Source organism: Janthinobacterium sp. PC23-8, assembly GCF_002250505.1.
Taxonomy (GTDB): Bacteria; Pseudomonadota; Gammaproteobacteria; order Burkholderiales; family Burkholderiaceae_D; genus Janthinobacterium.
Genome location: NZ_NJGY01000002.1, coordinates 667,621 through 685,102 on the forward strand (window position 1 = coordinate 667,621; position 17,482 = coordinate 685,102).

14 protein-coding genes are annotated in these 17,482 nt (G+C 61.5%); 9 read left to right on the top strand and 5 right to left on the bottom strand.

Features of this window, described 5'->3' with window-relative positions; genetic code table 11:
- Positions 1 to 40 precede the first annotated feature (40 nt).
- Together leuE and CD932_RS18135 are read left to right on the top strand one after the other, a co-directional pair.
- Positions 41 to 712, top strand: a complete 672-nt coding sequence (gene leuE, locus CD932_RS18130) for a leucine efflux protein LeuE (RefSeq protein WP_094444470.1) — start codon at positions 41 to 43, stop codon at positions 710 to 712.
- A gap of 15 nt (positions 713 to 727) precedes the next feature.
- Positions 728 to 1,807: a low specificity L-threonine aldolase gene (locus CD932_RS18135; RefSeq protein ID WP_094444174.1), complete on the top strand. Its 1,080-nt coding sequence runs from the start codon at positions 728 to 730 to the stop codon at positions 1,805 to 1,807.
- Positions 1,808 to 1,874: 67 nt separating this feature from the next.
- Here CD932_RS18135 and CD932_RS18140 read toward each other — a convergent pair whose 3' ends face one another.
- Together CD932_RS18140 and CD932_RS18145 are read right to left on the bottom strand one after the other, a co-directional pair.
- Positions 1,875 to 3,308, bottom strand: a complete 1,434-nt coding sequence (locus CD932_RS18140; protein WP_094444471.1) for an OmpP1/FadL family transporter — start codon at positions 3,306 to 3,308, stop codon at positions 1,875 to 1,877.
- Positions 3,309 to 3,433: 125 nt separating this feature from the next.
- Positions 3,434 to 6,208: an EAL domain-containing protein gene (locus CD932_RS18145; protein ID WP_254926656.1), complete on the bottom strand. Its 2,775-nt coding sequence runs from the start codon at positions 6,206 to 6,208 to the stop codon at positions 3,434 to 3,436.
- Positions 6,209 to 6,341: 133 nt separating this feature from the next.
- On the opposite strand from CD932_RS18145, the gene CD932_RS18150 reads away from it, so the two are divergent.
- Complete coding sequence (locus CD932_RS18150) at positions 6,342 to 7,313, top strand: thymidylate synthase (protein WP_094444175.1); 972 nt, start codon at positions 6,342 to 6,344, stop codon at positions 7,311 to 7,313.
- Positions 7,313 to 7,459, top strand: a complete 147-nt coding sequence (locus CD932_RS28930) for a hypothetical protein (protein ID WP_176461040.1) — start codon at positions 7,313 to 7,315, stop codon at positions 7,457 to 7,459. The genes CD932_RS18150 and CD932_RS28930 overlap by 1 nt, the downstream gene beginning before the upstream one ends.
- Here CD932_RS28930 and CD932_RS18155 read toward each other — a convergent pair.
- Positions 7,456 to 9,771, bottom strand: a complete 2,316-nt coding sequence (locus CD932_RS18155; RefSeq protein WP_094444176.1) for an outer membrane beta-barrel family protein — start codon at positions 9,769 to 9,771, stop codon at positions 7,456 to 7,458. The two genes, CD932_RS28930 and CD932_RS18155, sit on opposite strands and share 4 nt — an antisense overlap.
- A gap of 306 nt (positions 9,772 to 10,077) precedes the next feature.
- On the opposite strand from CD932_RS18155, the gene CD932_RS18160 reads away from it, so the two are divergent.
- Together CD932_RS18160 and CD932_RS18165 are read left to right on the top strand one after the other, a co-directional pair.
- The gene (locus CD932_RS18160) at positions 10,078 to 10,758 is read left to right on the top strand and encodes a hypothetical protein (protein ID WP_094444177.1); all 681 of its coding nucleotides are present in this window, start codon (positions 10,078 to 10,080) and stop codon (positions 10,756 to 10,758) included.
- Positions 10,751 to 11,389, top strand: coding sequence for an RES family NAD+ phosphorylase (locus tag CD932_RS18165; RefSeq protein ID WP_094444178.1), 639 nt, complete (start codon positions 10,751 to 10,753; stop codon positions 11,387 to 11,389). The genes CD932_RS18160 and CD932_RS18165 overlap by 8 nt, the downstream gene beginning before the upstream one ends.
- A gap of 8 nt (positions 11,390 to 11,397) precedes the next feature.
- Here the strand turns inward: CD932_RS18165 and CD932_RS18170 are convergent, their stop codons facing one another.
- Both CD932_RS18170 and CD932_RS18175 read right to left on the bottom strand, forming a co-directional pair.
- The gene (locus tag CD932_RS18170) at positions 11,398 to 12,750 is read right to left on the bottom strand and encodes a VWA domain-containing protein (protein WP_094444179.1); all 1,353 of its coding nucleotides are present in this window, start codon (positions 12,748 to 12,750) and stop codon (positions 11,398 to 11,400) included.
- 69 nt (positions 12,751 to 12,819) lie between these two features.
- Complete coding sequence (locus CD932_RS18175; protein WP_094444180.1) at positions 12,820 to 13,395, bottom strand: TerD family protein; 576 nt, start codon at positions 13,393 to 13,395, stop codon at positions 12,820 to 12,822.
- Between the two features lie 194 nt (positions 13,396 to 13,589).
- Here CD932_RS18175 and CD932_RS18180 point away from each other — a divergent pair, with 194 nt between their 5' ends.
- The 3 genes from CD932_RS18180 to CD932_RS18190 all read left to right on the top strand — a co-directional run bounded on the left by CD932_RS18180 (position 13,590) and on the right by CD932_RS18190 (position 17,351).
- Complete coding sequence (locus tag CD932_RS18180; protein WP_094444181.1) at positions 13,590 to 14,324, top strand: alpha/beta fold hydrolase; 735 nt, start codon at positions 13,590 to 13,592, stop codon at positions 14,322 to 14,324.
- Positions 14,325 to 14,380: 56 nt separating this feature from the next.
- Complete coding sequence (locus CD932_RS18185) at positions 14,381 to 14,866, top strand: dihydrofolate reductase (protein WP_094444182.1); 486 nt, start codon at positions 14,381 to 14,383, stop codon at positions 14,864 to 14,866.
- 226 nt (positions 14,867 to 15,092) lie between these two features.
- Complete coding sequence (locus CD932_RS18190) at positions 15,093 to 17,351, top strand: arginine/lysine/ornithine decarboxylase (protein ID WP_094444183.1); 2,259 nt, start codon at positions 15,093 to 15,095, stop codon at positions 17,349 to 17,351.
- Positions 17,352 to 17,482: the final 131 nt, after the last annotated feature.

The following is a 17,482-nucleotide window of genomic DNA, read 5'->3' on the forward strand; positions in this document are numbered from 1 at the left end:
TTAAAAATATTACTTTATTTAAAATCCTATGAGCATCAATATACATTCATTTTTTCTTATCAATCTTGGCATTACCGATTTATGGACTTTTTTGCTGGGCACGATCTTTATCGTCATCCTGCCCGGCCCCAACTCCATGTATGTGCTGTCGGTGGCCGCGCAGCGCGGCGTGCGGCCGGCCTACCAGGGCGCATTCGGCATTTTCACGGGCGACCTGATTTTGATGGTGCTGTCGGCCTGTGGCGTGGCTTCGCTGCTCAAAGCCAGCCCGGCCCTGTTTTATGTCGTCAAATATATCGGCGCGGCCTACCTGGCGTGGATCGGCCTGCAGATGCTGCTCGGCTGCTGGCGCAAGCTGCGTGCGAAAGAATCGGCGCACACCAGCGCCGAAGCGCCGGCAAATGCCAGGGAAAGCAAGCCGTTTCGCAAGGCGCTGCTGATCAGCCTGATGAACCCGAAGGCGATTCTGTTCTTTATTTCCTTCTTTATCCAGTTCGTCGATCCGAAGTTTGCCGCGCCGGCGCTGTCGTTTGCCGGCCTGGGCCTGATCTGCCAGCTGATCAGCCTTACTTATCTGACCGCCATCATCTTTCTCGGCGCGCGCCTGGCAGAGACCTTCCGCCGCCGTCGCCGCCTGTCGGCCGGCATGGGCGGCGGCGTGGGCGCCGTGTTTATCGGCTTTGGCGCGAAACTGGCGACGGCCACTTTGTAAATCACGGAGACCGCCTTGACCGACCTTGAACTGCGCCTGCGCTGCCACACCATCGTGCCTGGCCAGCGCCAGCCCACGCCCGCCGCCACCTTCGCCGCCATGGCCGCCTGGTGCCAAGCGAACGCGGTGGCCCACGATACCTATGGCGAAGGCGCGCTCATAGAGACCTTCGAGCAAAAGATCGCCGCTCTGCTGGGTTTTGAAGCGGCCGTGTTCTGCATTACCGGCACCATGACCCAGGTCACCGCGCTGCGCCTGGCCTGCCAGGACCGCGGCTCGCGCCTGGTAGCCCTGCACCCGACTTCGCATATCCTGCGCCATGAACGGGGCAACCATGAGCTGCTCGACCATTTCAAGGCGCTGTTCATCGGCGATGCGCACCGGCCCTGGACGGTGGACGACCTGCGCGCCGTGCCCGACGCCCTGGGCGCAGCGCAAATTGAACTGCCGATGCGCGAAATCGGCGGACAATGCCCGTCGTGGCAGGAACTGGACGCTATCAAGCGCCACTGCCGAGACAACAATATCCATCTGCATATGGACGGCGCGCGCCTGTGGGAGGCCCAGGCCGGTTTCGGCCAGCCATTGCACGCGATTTGCGACGGCTTCGATTCGGTCTATGTGTCGCTGTACAAGGGCATTGCCGGCCTGGGCGGCGCCGTGCTGGCCGGCCACCCGTCGTTCGTGGCCCGTGCGCGCGCCTGGTTCCACCGCCAGGGCGGCAATATCGTGCACCGCACGCCCTACGTGGTGGCCGCCGCAATGCAGTTCGACGCCCGCCTCGCGGCCATGCCGCAGTACTTTGCGCGCACCGAGTGGCTATACGCGCTGCTGAAGGACTACCCGGCGATCGCCGTCAATCCGGCCCGGCCGCAAGCCAATATGCTGCACCTGCACCTGCCCGTCTCGCGCGAACGGGCCATCGCGATCCGCAACCAGGTGGCCGAAGAACACGGCATCTGGCTGTTCGGGCGCGCCAGCCATGCGGCGCTGCCGGACCACAGCGTGGTGGAATGGTATGTGGGGGATCAGCTGCTGGAGATGCCAGACGACACCGTGCGCAAGGCGCTTGATTTGCTGGCAATCGGATTGTAAATCCAAAAAAAGCGCCCTCGGGCGCCTTTTTCACATCACGGCGGCCATTTGGACCGCCGCCAGCCACTTAAAACTTGTAGTTATAAGCGACACCCACCAATTGCATGCGGGTCTTGAACCGGCCTTTGGTGGTTTCACCATTGCCCGTGCAACCTGTGGTCACTGGCGAGCACTGATTCGTGTAGTTGACGGCGGCGTCCTTGAAGTCGATGAAGCTGTAGGCCAGGTCCAGCGAGGAATTGGCGTTCAGCTTCCAGTTCGCGCCGATCGAATACTGCATGCGGTCGCTGTCCGGCAAGGCCGGGTGGCGCAGTTCGGCGCTGCGCACGGGCGCCTGGTCGTGGGCGATACCGGCGCGCAGCAGCAGGCTGTCGCTATATTTGTAGTTGGTGCCCAGCGAGACACGGTAGGTGTCTTTCCACTGCTGGCGGATGCGCTCGTCGCCTTCGGCCGTCGGCGGGAACTGGATGTCCAGGTTCTGCAGGCGCGAGCTGCGGGTCCAGGTCACGTCGCCCATCAGCGCCCATTTGTCGTCCATCTGGTGAAAGCCGTTGATGGACAAGGTTTCCGGCGTGCGCAATTCCACCAGCGCACCCGAGTTGACCTTGCGCGAAGCGGCGGCAATAAAGCTGTTGACGGCCGCATTGTTCGACACTTTCGAGAAGTCCCACACGGTGTCGCCCTTGAGCTTGTGCGAGATCGACGAGCGGTAGGCGATACCGACACGCGTGCCTTCGCTCGGCTGGTAAAGGTAACCGAGGTTGAAGCCGTAGCCCCAGTCATCGCCATCCATTTCGGCGTGACCGTCACTGGCGCCGCGCAGGGCGACACCGGCGGCTTGCGCCGCAGCCAGGCCCTGGGTACGCGCGATATTGGTAATGAAGGCGGTCGAGGCGGCTGGCGCGTTTTGCGCCAGGAAGGCCACGGAACCGGGCACATCGACGGCCTGGCCCAGTTCGGCCTTCATGTGTTCGGCGGTCACGCCAAAGCCGAAGGAATGGTGTTCATTGGCCTTGAAAGACACCGACGGGTTCAGCGCGATGGCTTCCAGTTTGATATTGGTGATCGCGTAGCGGCCGCTCCAGTCGTTGCCATAATCAAGCTTGGCGCCATACGGCACGAACAGGCCGGCGCCGATGGTCCACTGCTCGTTGATTTTCTTGCTGGCGTACAGGGCCGGCGCGAACACGGCGTTGGGCGCGTAATCGCTGGTGGTGCCGCCAGGTACGCGGTTGGTAAAGGTACGCGAGCCAGTGTCCTGAAAGGTCGAATGCGGCAGCACCAGGGTGCCGCCGCCGAGCAGTTGCGTGCCTTCCAGGCGCGACATGCCGGCCGGGTTGTAGAAAATGGTCGAGGCGTCGGACGCTTCGGCGCCATTGGCGTCGGCGCTACCCTGGCCGGACACGCTTTGCGAGCCGAAGCGGTAGCCCGATGCCTGGGCGGTGGAGGACAGGCCGGCCAGGGCGGCGGCGATAAGCAGGGGCAGGTACGATGGTTTCAAGTGGGTCTCTCTGTATTTTTTGGCACGCTTGTTTGTCTCGGGCATGACCACCGTGCAGCACGTCACGGTGGACATGCGTAAAGCATAGCCGAGTTTTTAAAAAAAAGCGAACGATCGCTCTTTTTTTACGAAGCGAGCGTACAGAGGGTGGGCGCAGGCAGTCCTGGCTGCGCCGGATGGTCGATCAGGAAGCGCTTGAGCATCAGTTCGAGCATCTGCTCGGCGGGCACGGGGCGCGAGATGAAATAACCCTGCACTTCATTGCATTGCAGCGCGTGCAGCATGTCGAGCTGTTCGCGCGTTTCCACCCCTTCGGCCACCACGCTCATGCCCAGCGCATGGGCCATCGAGACGATCGCCCGCACGAACACTTCGCCCTGCTCCGAGCGGCCCAGTTCCATGGTGAAGGCGCGGTCGATCTTCAGGCCGTCCATGGCGAACTTCTGCAGCTGCGACAACGAAGAGTAGCCGGTGCCGAAATCATCGACCAGCAATCGCACGCCGAGCGCGCGGATCGCCGCCAGTTGCTCCACGGCGCGGTTCTGTTCATCCATCATGGCCGACTCGGTGATCTCGACTTCGATCAGCCGCGCGTCGATGCCATGGCGGGCCAGCGCCGACGCCAGCACCCGGTGCACGTCGCCGCGGCCGAACTGGCGCGCCGAGACGTTGATCGATACCGGTACCAGCTCCAGGCCATAGGTCTTCCAGCGCGCCAGTTGCTGGCAGACTTTTTCGATCACCACTTCGCCCAGCTGGGAAATCAGGCCGCTGCTCTCGGCCACGGGGATGAATTCCAGCGGCGGTACCATGCCGTGCTGCGGATGCTGCCAGCGCACCAGCGCCTCCATGCTGCACAGCAGGCCGCTCATGGTGTCAACGCGCGGCTGGTAGACCACCAGGAACTGATCCTGCTCCAGCGCGGTGACCAGGCTCTGCTCCAGTTCGCGCCGGTGGCGGATGGTCTCGAACAGGGCCGGCTGGAAGAAGCGGTGATGCCCCTTGCCAGCCGTCTTGACGGCGTACATGGCGATATCGGCGTTTTTCATCAGCACATCGGTTTCGGCGCCATCGCGCGGATACATGCTGATACCGATCGAGGCGCCCATCTTGTGGCGTTCCGGCCCCAGGTAAAACGGTTCGTCGAAGGCGCTGGCGATGCGCTGCGCCACCTGTTCGGCGCGGCTGTCGTCCTCGACCGGATCGAGCAGCACCACGAATTCGTCGCCACCGACGCGCACCACATGGTCACCCGGTCGCAGCACGGCGTGCAGGCGCAGCGAGGCGGCGCGCAGCACCTTGTCGCCTTCGGCGTGGCCCTGGGTGTCGTTGATGTCCTTGAAGCCGTCAAAGTCGATGAACAGCAGCGCCAGCATATGGCCATCGCGCGCGGCGCGGGCCAGCGCGTCGGGCAGGAACTGCTGCAGCCAGTAGCGGTTGGGCAGGCCCGTCAGGCCGTCCTCGTTGGCCAGGCGCCGCAGATCCTGTTCGTGCAGCTTGGCCGCGCTGATGTCCTGCAAGGTAACGGCCAGGCGGTCACCGCTGCGCACCAGGCGCCGGCGTATCCAGCGCAGCTTGAACGGGTTGCCGTCGGCCAGTTCGATCTCTTCTTCCGAAAAGCCCGATACCATGGCGGCATGGTAATTTTGGATCAGGTCGCGGAAATACGGCTCGTGCGCGCGCGACTGCAAGCGCATGCCGAGCAACTGTTCGCGGTGCACGCCGAAAAAGTCGGCACCCGGCTCGTTGCAGTCGACCAGCTCGAAATCGACAATGACGCCGTCGGCGTCGCGCAGCGCGGCGATGATGTAAAAACCGTCGCTGGTGCCTTCGGTTGCCATGCGGTAGGCGTTGCGCACGCCCTCGGACTGATGGTGGCGCCAGGCCAGGCGCAGCGACAATCCGGTGGCGATACAGGTAAACGCCAGCAGCAGCAGGCTGACGGCCGAGGCGATACCGAGGTAAATCGTGCGCGTTTCCTGGTAGGGCTGCAGCACTTGCGTATCGGCCAGCGCCACCACGGCGGTAAACGGATAGGCTTTCAAGGCTTGCCAGCCCACATAGCGGCTTTGCGCGTCGGCAAACGCGGTGCGCCCGGCCGACTGCATGGCGCCGCTGTCGCCGTCGAGAAAACTGGTGTCGAGAAACGGCGTGCCATGCGGCGCCAGCACGGTGGCGCCCAGCCGCACGCTGAGCAGTTCTCCTTCCTCGCCCACCATGGCAGACATGCCCAGCTTGCCGAAGTTGACACTGTCGTAGAATTCGGAAAAATACGCGGAATGGATGGAGATCAGCAGCACGCCGTCGAAATTGCCGTCGGCGTCTTCCAGGCGCCGCGTAAAATGCACCAGGGAGCCACTCGCCTCCTCGCCCTCGCCCGCCTTGCCAAGCGCGATGCGCAAGGCGCTGGAATTGCTGCGCCAGTGCCGCAGCAAAAAGTCGCTGCGTTCGCTGGCGCGCAGGCGCTGCACCGGCGCCGTGGTGGTCACGGCGTGGCCCTTGCGATCAAAGATGGCGACGATGGCAAACTGTGGCAAGGCGTACATGCCGCGCGTTTTCAGCTGTTCCAGGCGCAGCTTGCCGCCGGCATTTTCCCATTCGTACTTGAGCTGCAAGGTCAGCTGGTCCATCTGCTCGACGGTGCGCAGCAGATACTGGCTGTAGGCTTTCGACAGGGACGCCACATTGTCGAGCGCCTGTTGCTGCGCCACCTGTTTTTCCGCTTCCAGTTGCAGCATGGTGGCGGCCCACAGCACGGCGCACAGGGCCAGGCCCAGCAGCGGCCAGGCCAGGATCTGGCGCAGGTTGGCCTTCAGGAAATCAGCCTTGCCGATCTGCACCATGGTGGTGTGATGGCGATTGAAAAATTGTCGCAGGAACATGGTGCGGGGATCGGCCATTTCGTTATTATTTCTTTGTCGACATATAAGTTACCACAGAGTCATACTTGCCGCTAATTTAAGATGGTACGGCAAGCACGATGGCGGACGGCCCGCTGCGTTACAATCACCATCCTTACCGTTGGAGCGTACCATGCAGCAATATCAAGATTTGATCAAGACCGTCCTCGACACTGGCAGTTGGCAAGACAACCGCACCGGCATCCGTACCCTGAGCGTGCCCGGCGCCATGATGCGTTTCGACCTGGCCGCCGGTTTTCCTGCCGTCACCACCAAGAAGCTGGCCTTCAAATCCGTGATCGGCGAATTGTGCGCTTTCCTGCGTGCTTCGCGCAATGCTGGCGAGTTCCGCGCGCTCGGCTGCAAGGTATGGGACCAGAACGCCAACGAGAATGCGCAATGGCTGGCCAACCCCAACCGCGAGGGCGAGGATGACCTGGGTCCTGTGTACGGCGTGCAATGGCGCCAGTGGCCGGCCTACAAACTGCTGGACGCCAGCGAAGCGGCGCGGATCGCCGATGCCCAGGCCAACGGTTTTACGGTGGTCGCGCCAGTGAACGAGGAAGGCGTGCAGAAAGTGCTGCTGTACAAGGCGGTCGACCAGTTGCGCGAGTGCCTCGACACCATCATCAACAACCCGGGCAGCCGCCGCATCCTGTTCCACGGCTGGAACCCGGCCGTGCTCGACGCCGTCGCCCTGCCCGCCTGCCATTTGCTGTACCAGTTTATCCCGAACGCGAACACGCGCGAGATCTCGCTGTGCCTGTATGTGCGCAGCAACGACATCGGTCTGGGCACGCCCTTCAATATCGCCGAAGGCGCGGCCCTGCTGCACCTGGTGGCGCGCCTGACGGGCTACACGCCACGCTGGTTCACCTACTTTATTGGCGACGCGCACGTCTATGAAAACCACCTGGACATGGTGCAGGAACAGCTCAGGCGCACGCCGTTCGCTGCCCCGCGCTTTGTCATTTCCGACCGCATTCCAGATTACGCACAAACCGGCAAGTACGAACCGGAATGGCTGGAGAAAATCGAGCCGTCCGATTTTTCGCTGGAAGGCTATGCACACCATGCGCCGATCAAGGCGGCGATGGCGGTCTGATGGCGGTCACACCACTGGCGGCGCTGCACCGCAAACTGCTCGCGGAAACGAGCGGCATCAAGTTTGCCACGCTCAAGGACAGGCTGACTGGAAAAAGCGGCAGAGAACCTTCCTCGAAGAACTCGCTGCCGCCTGAGGCCGCTTAGCCCGCTTCGCCGCCGGGTCCACCGGGGCCGGGGCCGGGGCCGGGACCGGGACCGGGACCGGGGCCACCTGGCCCGCGCCCGCCCGGCGGGCCGAAGCGTGGCGCATGATCGCCCTCTTTCGCCGCCGAACTGGCGCCACCCAGACGGTACGACAGTCCCACATAAATCATGCGGCCATCGAAACGGCGCGTGCCAGTCTCGCGCAGCGAGGCGCTGTTGATCACGGTTTCCATCTTGTTGGTGCTGAACACGTCGGTCACATTCATCACCAGGTTCAGCTGCGGCGTCAACATATGACGCCAGCTCATGTTGAGCGTGTTGTTGGGCGAACGATAACCCTGGCCCGACAGGGTCTTGCCCTGCATTTGCAGGGCCAGTTGCACCTGGTTGGCGGGATTGAGCTGGTAGTTCAGGCGCGCCCGCCCACTGAGGGCATTGGCGGTGCGCGTGCTGCTGTTGCCCAGGTCGTCCTGCGAGGTTTGCTGGTTGCGCGCCAGGTTGCCGCTGGTGTTCAGGGTCAACGACGGCGTCAGCTTGCCCGACAGGGTGAACTCCAGGCCGCTGGCATGGCTGCCGGCGCCGTTTTCGCGCGTGGTCAGCAGCACATTGTCGCTGATGAAGTATCGATAATCGACGATGGCGTCCTTGTCGCGGCGGTGGTAGGCGCGCAAGCTGCTTTCAAGGCCGAACAGCTTCGTTTCATAGCCGACTTCGAAGGAGTCGGTCTGGGTCGGGCGCAACTTCGGATTGCCGGACGACACATTGAATTCGTCGCGGTACACCACGTAAGGGTTCAGGTCGCCCGCATTGGGGCGGCGCAGGCGGTGCGCATAGCTGAAGCGCAGATTGCTCTCGTCGTTGACCTTGTAGGTGGCAAACATGCTGGGAATGTAATTGACATAGCGGTTGCCGGCCTCGACGCCGCCCGTGATCTGGCGCACGTCCAGGTCCGTGTATTCGGTGCGCAAGCCGGCCAGGGCGCCCCAGCGCTCGGACAAACGCATCTGGTAGGAAGCGTACAGCGCGATGGTGCGCTCGTCGAGTTCGAAACGGTTGCTGCGCATGGCATTGACCGTTTCACCGAGGCTCAAGGGGTTGATGTCGGTATACAGCGTATCGAAACTGCTCTTGTTGTCGGCCACCTTGTAGCCGAGCTTGGCGGTGCCGCCGGCCAGCGGCCGCTCGTAGTCGCCAGTGAAGTCGATGATGCGGTTGCCCGTGTCGCTGTGCTGGCGTGCGCGGCTGTCAAAGGCGTTGCCGGTGGCGATGGCGTAGACGTTGGCGTAGTCGCTGGTGTTGTCATTGTCGGCCGAGGACACGCGCAGGTCGATCTTCAGGGTTTCGCCCGGCAACTCGCCCTTGTGGTCATAGCGGGCGCCCCAGCTGTAGTTGCGGCTGTCGCCATTGCGCAAGGTGCTGCGCACATAGTCGCCGATGGTGTTGCCGACACTATTGCCATTGATATAATGGTCAGTCGAGCGCGCGTCGTTGCTGCGCCCGTTATACGACACGCTGGCAGCCAGGGTGTCGCTGGCGCCCAGGTTGTAGTTGACGGTGCCGTTCACGCCCAAAGAATCGTTGAGGCCATTGCTGACCGACTGCTGGCTGCTCGGTGCGAAGCCGCCGCTCTGGCGATCAAGCCGCTCGCGGCTGGTCTCGCCGGTCGAATTGCGCCCGTCGTGGCGAAAATGGATGCCGCCCTGGAAGCCCCACGGGCCTTCGTTATAAGTCCCCGACGTGGAGGTGTTGTAACGCCCGGCAATGCCGGCGTTGGCGTTGACGGTGGCAAAGCCGCCCGGTTTACGGTTGCGCCGCATCACCAGGTTCAGGATAGGGCCGCCGCCCGCCTCGTTGCCGAACTGCGCACCGGGGTTGTTGATCACTTCCACCGATTCGATATCGTCGGCCGCCATGGCGTTCAGCGTCGCGCCGCGCGAGTCGCCCTGCAGCATGGCCGAGGGCTTGCCGTCGATCAAGATCTGCACATTGCTGCTGCCGCGCAGCGACACCGTGCCATCGGGATCGACCGCCACCGACGGCACATTATTGAGCGCATCGGCCGCCGTGCCGTTGGTACTGCTGACGTCGGACCTGACGTCATACACCTGGCGGTCGATGCGGCCGGTGGGGCGTTCGGCCGTGACGCTGACGGACGGCGTGGTGTCAGCTGCCGATTCCCTGGCAAGCGGCACGGCCTTTGCAGGCGATGCGGTCGTGACAACAGCCTTGGCCGCAGGCGTTTGGGCCTGGGCAACAGCGTTGGCCGACAGCAAACTGCCGCCGGCGATACAGCAGAAAACGATTTTTTGCATGGGGTTTATGGGGGTGATGGCAAGGATGGCGGATGCAGCTGTCATGCCGGATAAATCAATGACATGATTTTAGGGGGCCAGACAATTGACAACAATTGTTCTTTACCTGGTTTAACGTTTGCAGCGCTCTTGTGGTAATCCTGCCTCATTTGCCGGACAAGGATGAACACAAGCTGGGGCATGTATCTGCCGAAAGATCGAATTGAAAGAACATTGCTGGCAACTGAAATTATTTGGACTATACTTGAATCTTACTAACCAAATTAATCAAAGCAACCGAATCAGCGAACATGCGAGAGTCCCATCATGATGGATATTGAATTTGAAGTAACGATAGACAATGTGATTTCCTTTGCCGGGCGGCCATCCGAAGTCAGCGATCAGTTGCATGGCTTGAAAAACGGTAGGGTAGTGGTCATTGCCGTAGAGGATATTTCGCAGAGCGAAAACGATGCCCTGGAAAACATGCTGCTGGGCGCAGCCAGGCTGTTCAAGCAAACCACGGATGAGCAGTTGGCCGAACAGATGTCCCTGCTTGTCCGTGCTTTTGCTCCGAAAGAACCGCCAACGCCGGTGATGCTGAAAGAAGCAGAGATGATGGCGCGCGCGCAAAAAGCCGTATTTGCCTCATCCGACTGGTTAACGGCAGCGCAGGTAGCCACCCTGGCCGGTTTCAGCGATTCAAACCTCAGTGCCCAGCCCAGCAAATGGCGGCGCGAAGGCAATATCTTTACGGTCAGGCACGATGGTACCGAATACTTCCCGGGCTACGGACTCGACCGCGATCATGGCTACCGGCCACTGAAATCACTGAAAAAGATCACAGACCTGTTCAAAGGACACAAGGAAGGCTGGGGACTGGCTTACTGGTTTTCATCCAACAACAGCTTCCTGGGCGGCAAACGTCCGCTGGAGCTATTAAAAGCCGCGCCGGAACAAGTATTGGCAGCCGCGCAGGATGAGCTGGAAGGCACCATTCATGCCTGATCCCGTAAAAACGTTGCTGCACCTGACAATGTATAAGTTGCCAGCAGGGACGTTTTTGCACCGCATGCATCAGCATGTTTACGGTGGAACGCAGTTCAATCCTGGCACAAAAGGCAACGCCCGCTTCTCGCCGATCGCCACATCTGACGGCACGCCGATCCCAACCATGTATGCTGGAGCAACCTTTGACTGCGCAGCCATGGAGTCCATCTTCCACGACGTACCCTTCGCACCAGGATATAAAAGCCTGGCAAAGAGCAAGCTCAAAGATCAGGTGCACTCCAAGATAAGAACCACGGCAGAATTGATGCTGGCCGATCTGCGCAACACCGCGCTGCGCAAGCTGGGCATCGAACGCAGGCAGCTGATCGATACGGAAAAAGACCGCTACCCCTCGACGCGCGAGGTTGCCGTTGCGATCCATACCCAGCGACCAGATGCACAGGGCCTGCTGTGGACCTCGCGCCAGGACGATAGCGCCAAGGCGGTTGTACTGTTCGGCAACCGAATCATGCCTGGCACCTTGCAGCTGGCGGCCCTCTCACGCGACTTGCTCACAGATGCGGCCACGTATGACGCAGTATTGAGCCTGGCCGAGCGGATTGGCGTCGACATCGTGCCCGGCACCTGAAACGCTGATTACGCCAGCAGACCATTGCGCTGCGCCAGCTTCAGCCAGCCCGGATACTCCGCCATCAAAAGGTCGTACAGCTGCGCGTCGCTATGCTCGTCGGGCGAGCTGACGGAAAAGTAGTTGGCGTTGTCGACCAGGCGACCTTGCAGCTCGTCGAGTTTTTCCAGGAAGGGAAAGTCGGAGTCCGCAAAGGCGGCGAGCAATTTGCTTTTTGACTTGCGGCCCTTGCCGATGCCCATGAATTGCCAGAAGATCGGCTCGTTGCTGGCCCAGCGCAATTGTTTTTCCGTCGTCGCCTGGTCGCTGGTGCCGCCGTCGGTAACGAACATGACGTAGACGGGCAGCTCGGCGCGCAAGGGGCGCGTGCGCTCGCCGCCGCGCTCGCCGCCGCGCTCGCCGCCGCGCTCGTCAGGAAAGTAGAACGCGCGGATCGCTTCCATGGCCCTGCCGTAGCGCGTGTCGCCTTCGAGTGGATGATGGTCGATGGCGCGGCTGACGTAGGTGGTGCAGTTGCTCAAATCCATCGGAGCGGGATGGTGAACGTTCTTGCCGAACAGGAAAACGTCGATCTCGCCATCGTCATCGAACTTGCAGCCCAGCGCCAGGATGCGCTCGGCAAACCGCTGCACCAGGCCTTCGCGGTACAAGCGGCCCATGGAGCCGGAAATATCGAGGCACAGGCAAACCTTGGCGCGGTGCTCCGAAAGCCCCACTTTTTGCAGCGACACCCCCGCCTGCTTGACCAGGCTGACCAGTTGCGGTGCTTCGCGTTCGACCCGCTTTTCCAGGTTGATCTTCGCTTGCGCCACGGCCGAGACTGCGGCAGGGGCCGGCGCAGCCGGGGCCACCTCGCCGCCAAAATGACGCACCAGCGCGTCGAGGCCGCCATTGAACCCTTGCCCAACGGCCATGAAGCGCCACTGCCCATCCTTGCGGTAGAGTTCGCCCAGCATGATGGCCTTTTCATTGGCAAAATCCTTGCCGCCGTAGGCAAAGCGCGCCAGCTCGCGGCCACCGTCGAGCAGGCGCAGATAGCCGCTGCCCAGCTGCGACAAGGTGGCGGCGCCATCGATGGCGGCCGTGATCACCAGGCGCTCGATGGCGGCGGGCAAGCGACCGAGCTGGAAATGGAAGCCGGCGGCGTCGCCCGCCGGCGCCTGCACCTCCACCGCGCCGCATGGCGTGCGCGGCTGGTTGAAGAAGGTCATGTAGCGCTCGTCGGATAATTTGCCCGAGCTATCGAGGCCGAAGCAGGCGTAATCGAGCGCCACGCCCTCGCCGGCGATACCGAGTTGCAAAACATTGCCCGTGACGAGGCCGGCCAGCGCCAGGCGCTGCCCTTTGATCAGATTTTCCATATGGCAGATTCGAGAGTGAAGAACAGGCGGGAACCGGGACGGCGCAGGCCATCCCGGCATATTCACTGATTATGCATTGATACCGAACGATACGGCCAGAGGCCCCAGGCCGCCTTTGAAACCCTGGCCGATGGCCTTGAATTTCCATTCGCTGCCAGCGCGGTAGATTTCGCCGAAAATCATCGCCGCTTCCGTCGAGCCGTCTTCCGACAGGTCATAGCGGGCGATTTCCTGGCCGTTGTCGCCGTTCAGGCAACGGATATAGGCCTTGCTGACCATGCCGAAGTTCTGCTTGCGGTTGTCGGCGTCATGGATGGTGACGGCCACGGCGATCTTGTCGATCTCGGCCGGCACGCTGGCCAGGTCGATGGCGACCTTTTCGTCGTCGCCATCGCCGCCGCCGGTGGTGTTGTCGCCGGCGTGCACAACGGAACCGTCGCTCGACTTCAGGTTGTTATAGAAAATGAAGTCGGCATCGGAACGGGCTTTGCCGTCCGTTTTCAGCAGGAAGGCGCTGCCGTCCAGGTCGAACGCGGCGCCATCGGTGGCGCGCGGGTCCCAGCCCAGGCCAACCACGATTTTTTTCAGGCCCGGAGCTTCCTTGCTCAGGTTGACATTACCGCCTTTTTGCAAACTGATCGCCATGATGTGTCCTCTATGATTAAGTCAGTGGATAAAGAATGTGTGATGCCAATTCGGTAAGCGTCGCCAGCCTACCACAAAGTCCATTTGTTCCAGACGCGCACTATTGAAAATAAGGCCAGCAGATCTCGGCAGCCGCTTCGGCAAGCCATGTCCAAATGGCCGATAATACGGTTCCCCGCACTGCCGTTTCAGCCATGACCGTATCAAACACCTTACCTCTGCCCCGTCTCGACCTGATTCCCGGCACCTTGTGCGACGCACGACTGTGGGCCAGCCTGGAGCAGGAACTGGCCGGCCACGCCAGTTTCCACCATATACCGTTGCAGCAGGCCGGCACGCGCCAGCAGATGCAGGGCATGATCGCCGCGCACAGCGCAGCGCAATCGCACCTGGTCGGCTTTTCGCTGGGCGCCTACCTGGCGCTGGAGCATGCGGTCCACCATCCTGACCGGATCGCCTCGCTGACCCTGATCGCGAACTCGGCGCGCGGTTTGGCGCCGGAGGAAATCGCCACCCGCAAGCGCGTCATCGCCTTATTGGAACGCAATAGCTACGCCGGCATCACGCGCCAGCGCCTGCGCGAACTGCTGCACCCGGACCACCTGGAGCACAGCGCCATCACCGACCTGATACGCGCCATGGCGCTGGACCTGGGCAAGGACGTGCTGCTGGCCCAGTTCGCCCAGACTTTTGAGCGCCCCGACCTGATGCAGCACCTGCCCGGCCTGCCGTTTCCGGTACTGATCGTCGGTGCGCAAGGCGACCAGCTGGTGGCCAGTAGCGACCTGGTGGCCATGGCGCGGCGGCTGCCGCGCGCCACCTTGCATCTGCTGCAGGCGCCCAGCGGCCATATGATCCCGCTGGAGGCGCCCGGGGAACTGGCGCGCGCCATGGTCGATTTCCTCAATGGGCTGCGATCTGGAGCGTGACGCCAATATCAACGATAATGGCAGCTATCGCGAACACCCACGAATGAACTGATTCAATGAGCACACTGACCATTATCGTCGCCACCGACCAGCAAGGCGGCATCGGCGTCAACAATACCTTGCCGTGGAAGCTGCCGGAAGACCTGGCCCATTTCAAGCGCGCCACCACCGGCCACCCCATCATCATGGGCCGCAAGACGTTTGATTCGATCGGCCGGCCGCTGCCGAACCGGCGCAATATCGTTATCACACGCAATACTGACTGGTGCCATGAGGGCGTGGAAGCGGTCGGCTCGGTGGCGGCGGCGATCGCGCTGCTGGACGGCGCCCAGGGGTTTGTCATTGGCGGCGCGGAAATCTACCGGCAAGCGCTGGCGCTGACCGACAGACTGATCATCACGGAAATTGGCGGCACCTACGATTGCGACGCCTTTTTCCCGGCAATCGACCGCACAGATTGGGCCGAGACGGCGCGTGAAGACCATGTGTCGGCGGCGTCCGGCCTGCACTATGCTTTTGTGACCTTGCAGCGCAAGGCTTGAAACGCCGATGTTTCAACGTCATACGCTCGTCATACCATTCAGGCATGCTTGCGCGCGGCTTGCATAATTTCGTTATGATATTTTTTTCCCGCAGACGCCGCATTTCTGCGAGAATCCCGTTCTTATTTTTTTTCTGCGATTGCCTGGCCCTGTTACCGTCGGCTGTCGCGCCCTAGTCCGCCCCTCCACATAAGTTCATGGGCGGCTTGCTTTTTTGGAGACATGCATGAAATTTCGTTTCCCCATCGTCATTATTGACGAGGATTTCCGTTCTGAAAATACGTCCGGCCTGGGCATTCGCGCCCTTGCCGCCGCAATGGAAAAAGAAGGCATGGAAGTGCTGGGCGTGACCAGCTACGGCGATCTGTCGCAATTTGCCCAGCAACAATCGCGTGCGTCGGCCTTCGTGCTGTCGATCGACGATGAAGAATTCGGCGCCGGCTCCATCGAGGAAACCGATCATGCCTTGAAGTCGCTGCGCGCCTTTGTCGAAGAAATCCGCTACAAGAACGCCGACATTCCGATCTACCTGTACGGCGAAACGCGCACCTCGCGCCATATCCCGAACGATATCCTGCGCGAACTGCACGGCTTTATTCACATGTTCGAAGATACGCCGGAATTCGTTGCGCGCCATATCATCCGCGAAGCGAAATCGTACCTGGACGGCCTGTCGCCGCCGTTCTTCCGCGCGCTGGTGCACTACGCCAACGACGGCTCCTACTCCTGGCACTGCCCCGGCCACTCGGGCGGCGTGGCCTTCCTCAAGTCCCCGATCGGCCAGATGTTCCACCAGTTTTTTGGCGAAAACATGCTGCGCGCCGACGTCTGCAACGCCGTCGAAGAACTGGGCCAGCTGCTCGACCATACCGGCCCGGTCGCCGCGTCCGAGCGCAATGCGGCGCGTATCTTCAATGCCGACCATTGCTATTTCGTTACCAACGGCACCTCGACCTCGAACAAGATGGTGTGGCACTCGACGGTGGCGCCAGGCGACATCGTGGTGGTGGACCGCAACTGCCATAAATCGATCCTGCACTCGATCATCATGTGCGGCGCGATTCCCGTGTTCCTGATGCCGACGCGCAATCACCTGGGCATTATCGGCCCGATTCCGCTGGCTGAATTCACGCCGGAAAGCATTGCCCGCAAAATCGAGGCCAACCCGTTCGCGCGCGAAGCGAAGAACAAGAAGCCGCGCATTTTGACCATCACGCAATCGACCTACGACGGCGTGATCTACAACGTGGAAACCCTGCGCGAAATGCTTGACGGCAAGATCGACACCCTGCACTTCGACGAAGCGTGGCTGCCGCACGCCACCTTCCACGATTTCTACAAGAACATGCACGCCATCGGCAAGGACCGTCCGCGCGCCAAGGAATCGATGATCTTCTCGACCCAGTCCACGCACAAATTGCTGGCCGGCCTGTCGCAGGCTTCGCAAATCCTGGTGCGCGAATCGGAACAGGTCAAGCTGGACCAGGACGCCTTCAACGAGGCCTACCTGATGCACACCTCGACCTCGCCGCAGTATTCCATCATCGCCTCGTGCGACGTGGCCGCGGCCATGATGGAAGCACCTGGTGGCACGGCGCTGGTGGAAGAATCGATCATGGAAGCGCTCGACTTCCGCCGCGCCATGAAAAAAATCGACCAGGAGTGGGGCCAGGACTGGTGGTTCCAGGTCTGGGGACCGGACAGCTTCAACGACGAAGGCATGGGCCAGCAGGAAGACTGGATGATACGCGCCGAGGACGACTGGCACGGTTTCGGCGACCTCGCGCCCGGCTTCAATATGCTCGACCCGATCAAGGCGACCATCGTCAACCCGGGCCTGTCGCTGGACGGCCAGTTCGGCGAGACCGGCATCCCGGCCTCGATCGTGACCAAATACCTGGCCGAGCATGGCGTGATCATTGAAAAATGCGGCCTGTATTCGTTCTTTATCATGTTTACCATCGGCATTACCAAAGGCCGCTGGAACACCCTGCTGACCGCCCTGCAGCAGTTCAAGGACGACTACGACAAGAACCAGCCGATGTGGCGCATCCTGCCGGAATTTGCGGCGGCCAATCCGCGCTATGAAAAAATGGGCCTGCGCGACCTGTGCCAACAGATCCATGATTTCTACAAGGCCTACGACGTGGCCCGTCTGACGACGGAAATGTATCTGTCGGACATGATCCCGGCCATGAAGCCGTCGGACGCGTTCGCCAAGATGGCGCACCGCGAAATCGAGCGCGTCGCCATCGACGAACTCGAAGGGCGCATCACCTCCATCCTGCTCACGCCCTATCCACCAGGCATTCCGCTGTTGATCCCGGGCGAGCGCTTCAACAAGACCATCGTCGACTACCTGCGCTTCGCACGCGACTTCAACGAGCGCTTCCCCGGCTTCGAGACCGACGTGCATGGCCTGGTGAAACGCGAAGTCGATGGCAAGCGTGGTTACTTTGTGGACTGCGTTCGTCTGGACGATTAAGCTTTACCGAGCACCCATTGAACGCCGCCTGGCTTGATGTCAGGCGGCGTTTTTCGTTGTGCGCCGGCCTTCACGCTTGCGGCAGATCAAACGCCCCACAGTCCCCGCTCCTAAGATGATCACCTCACAGG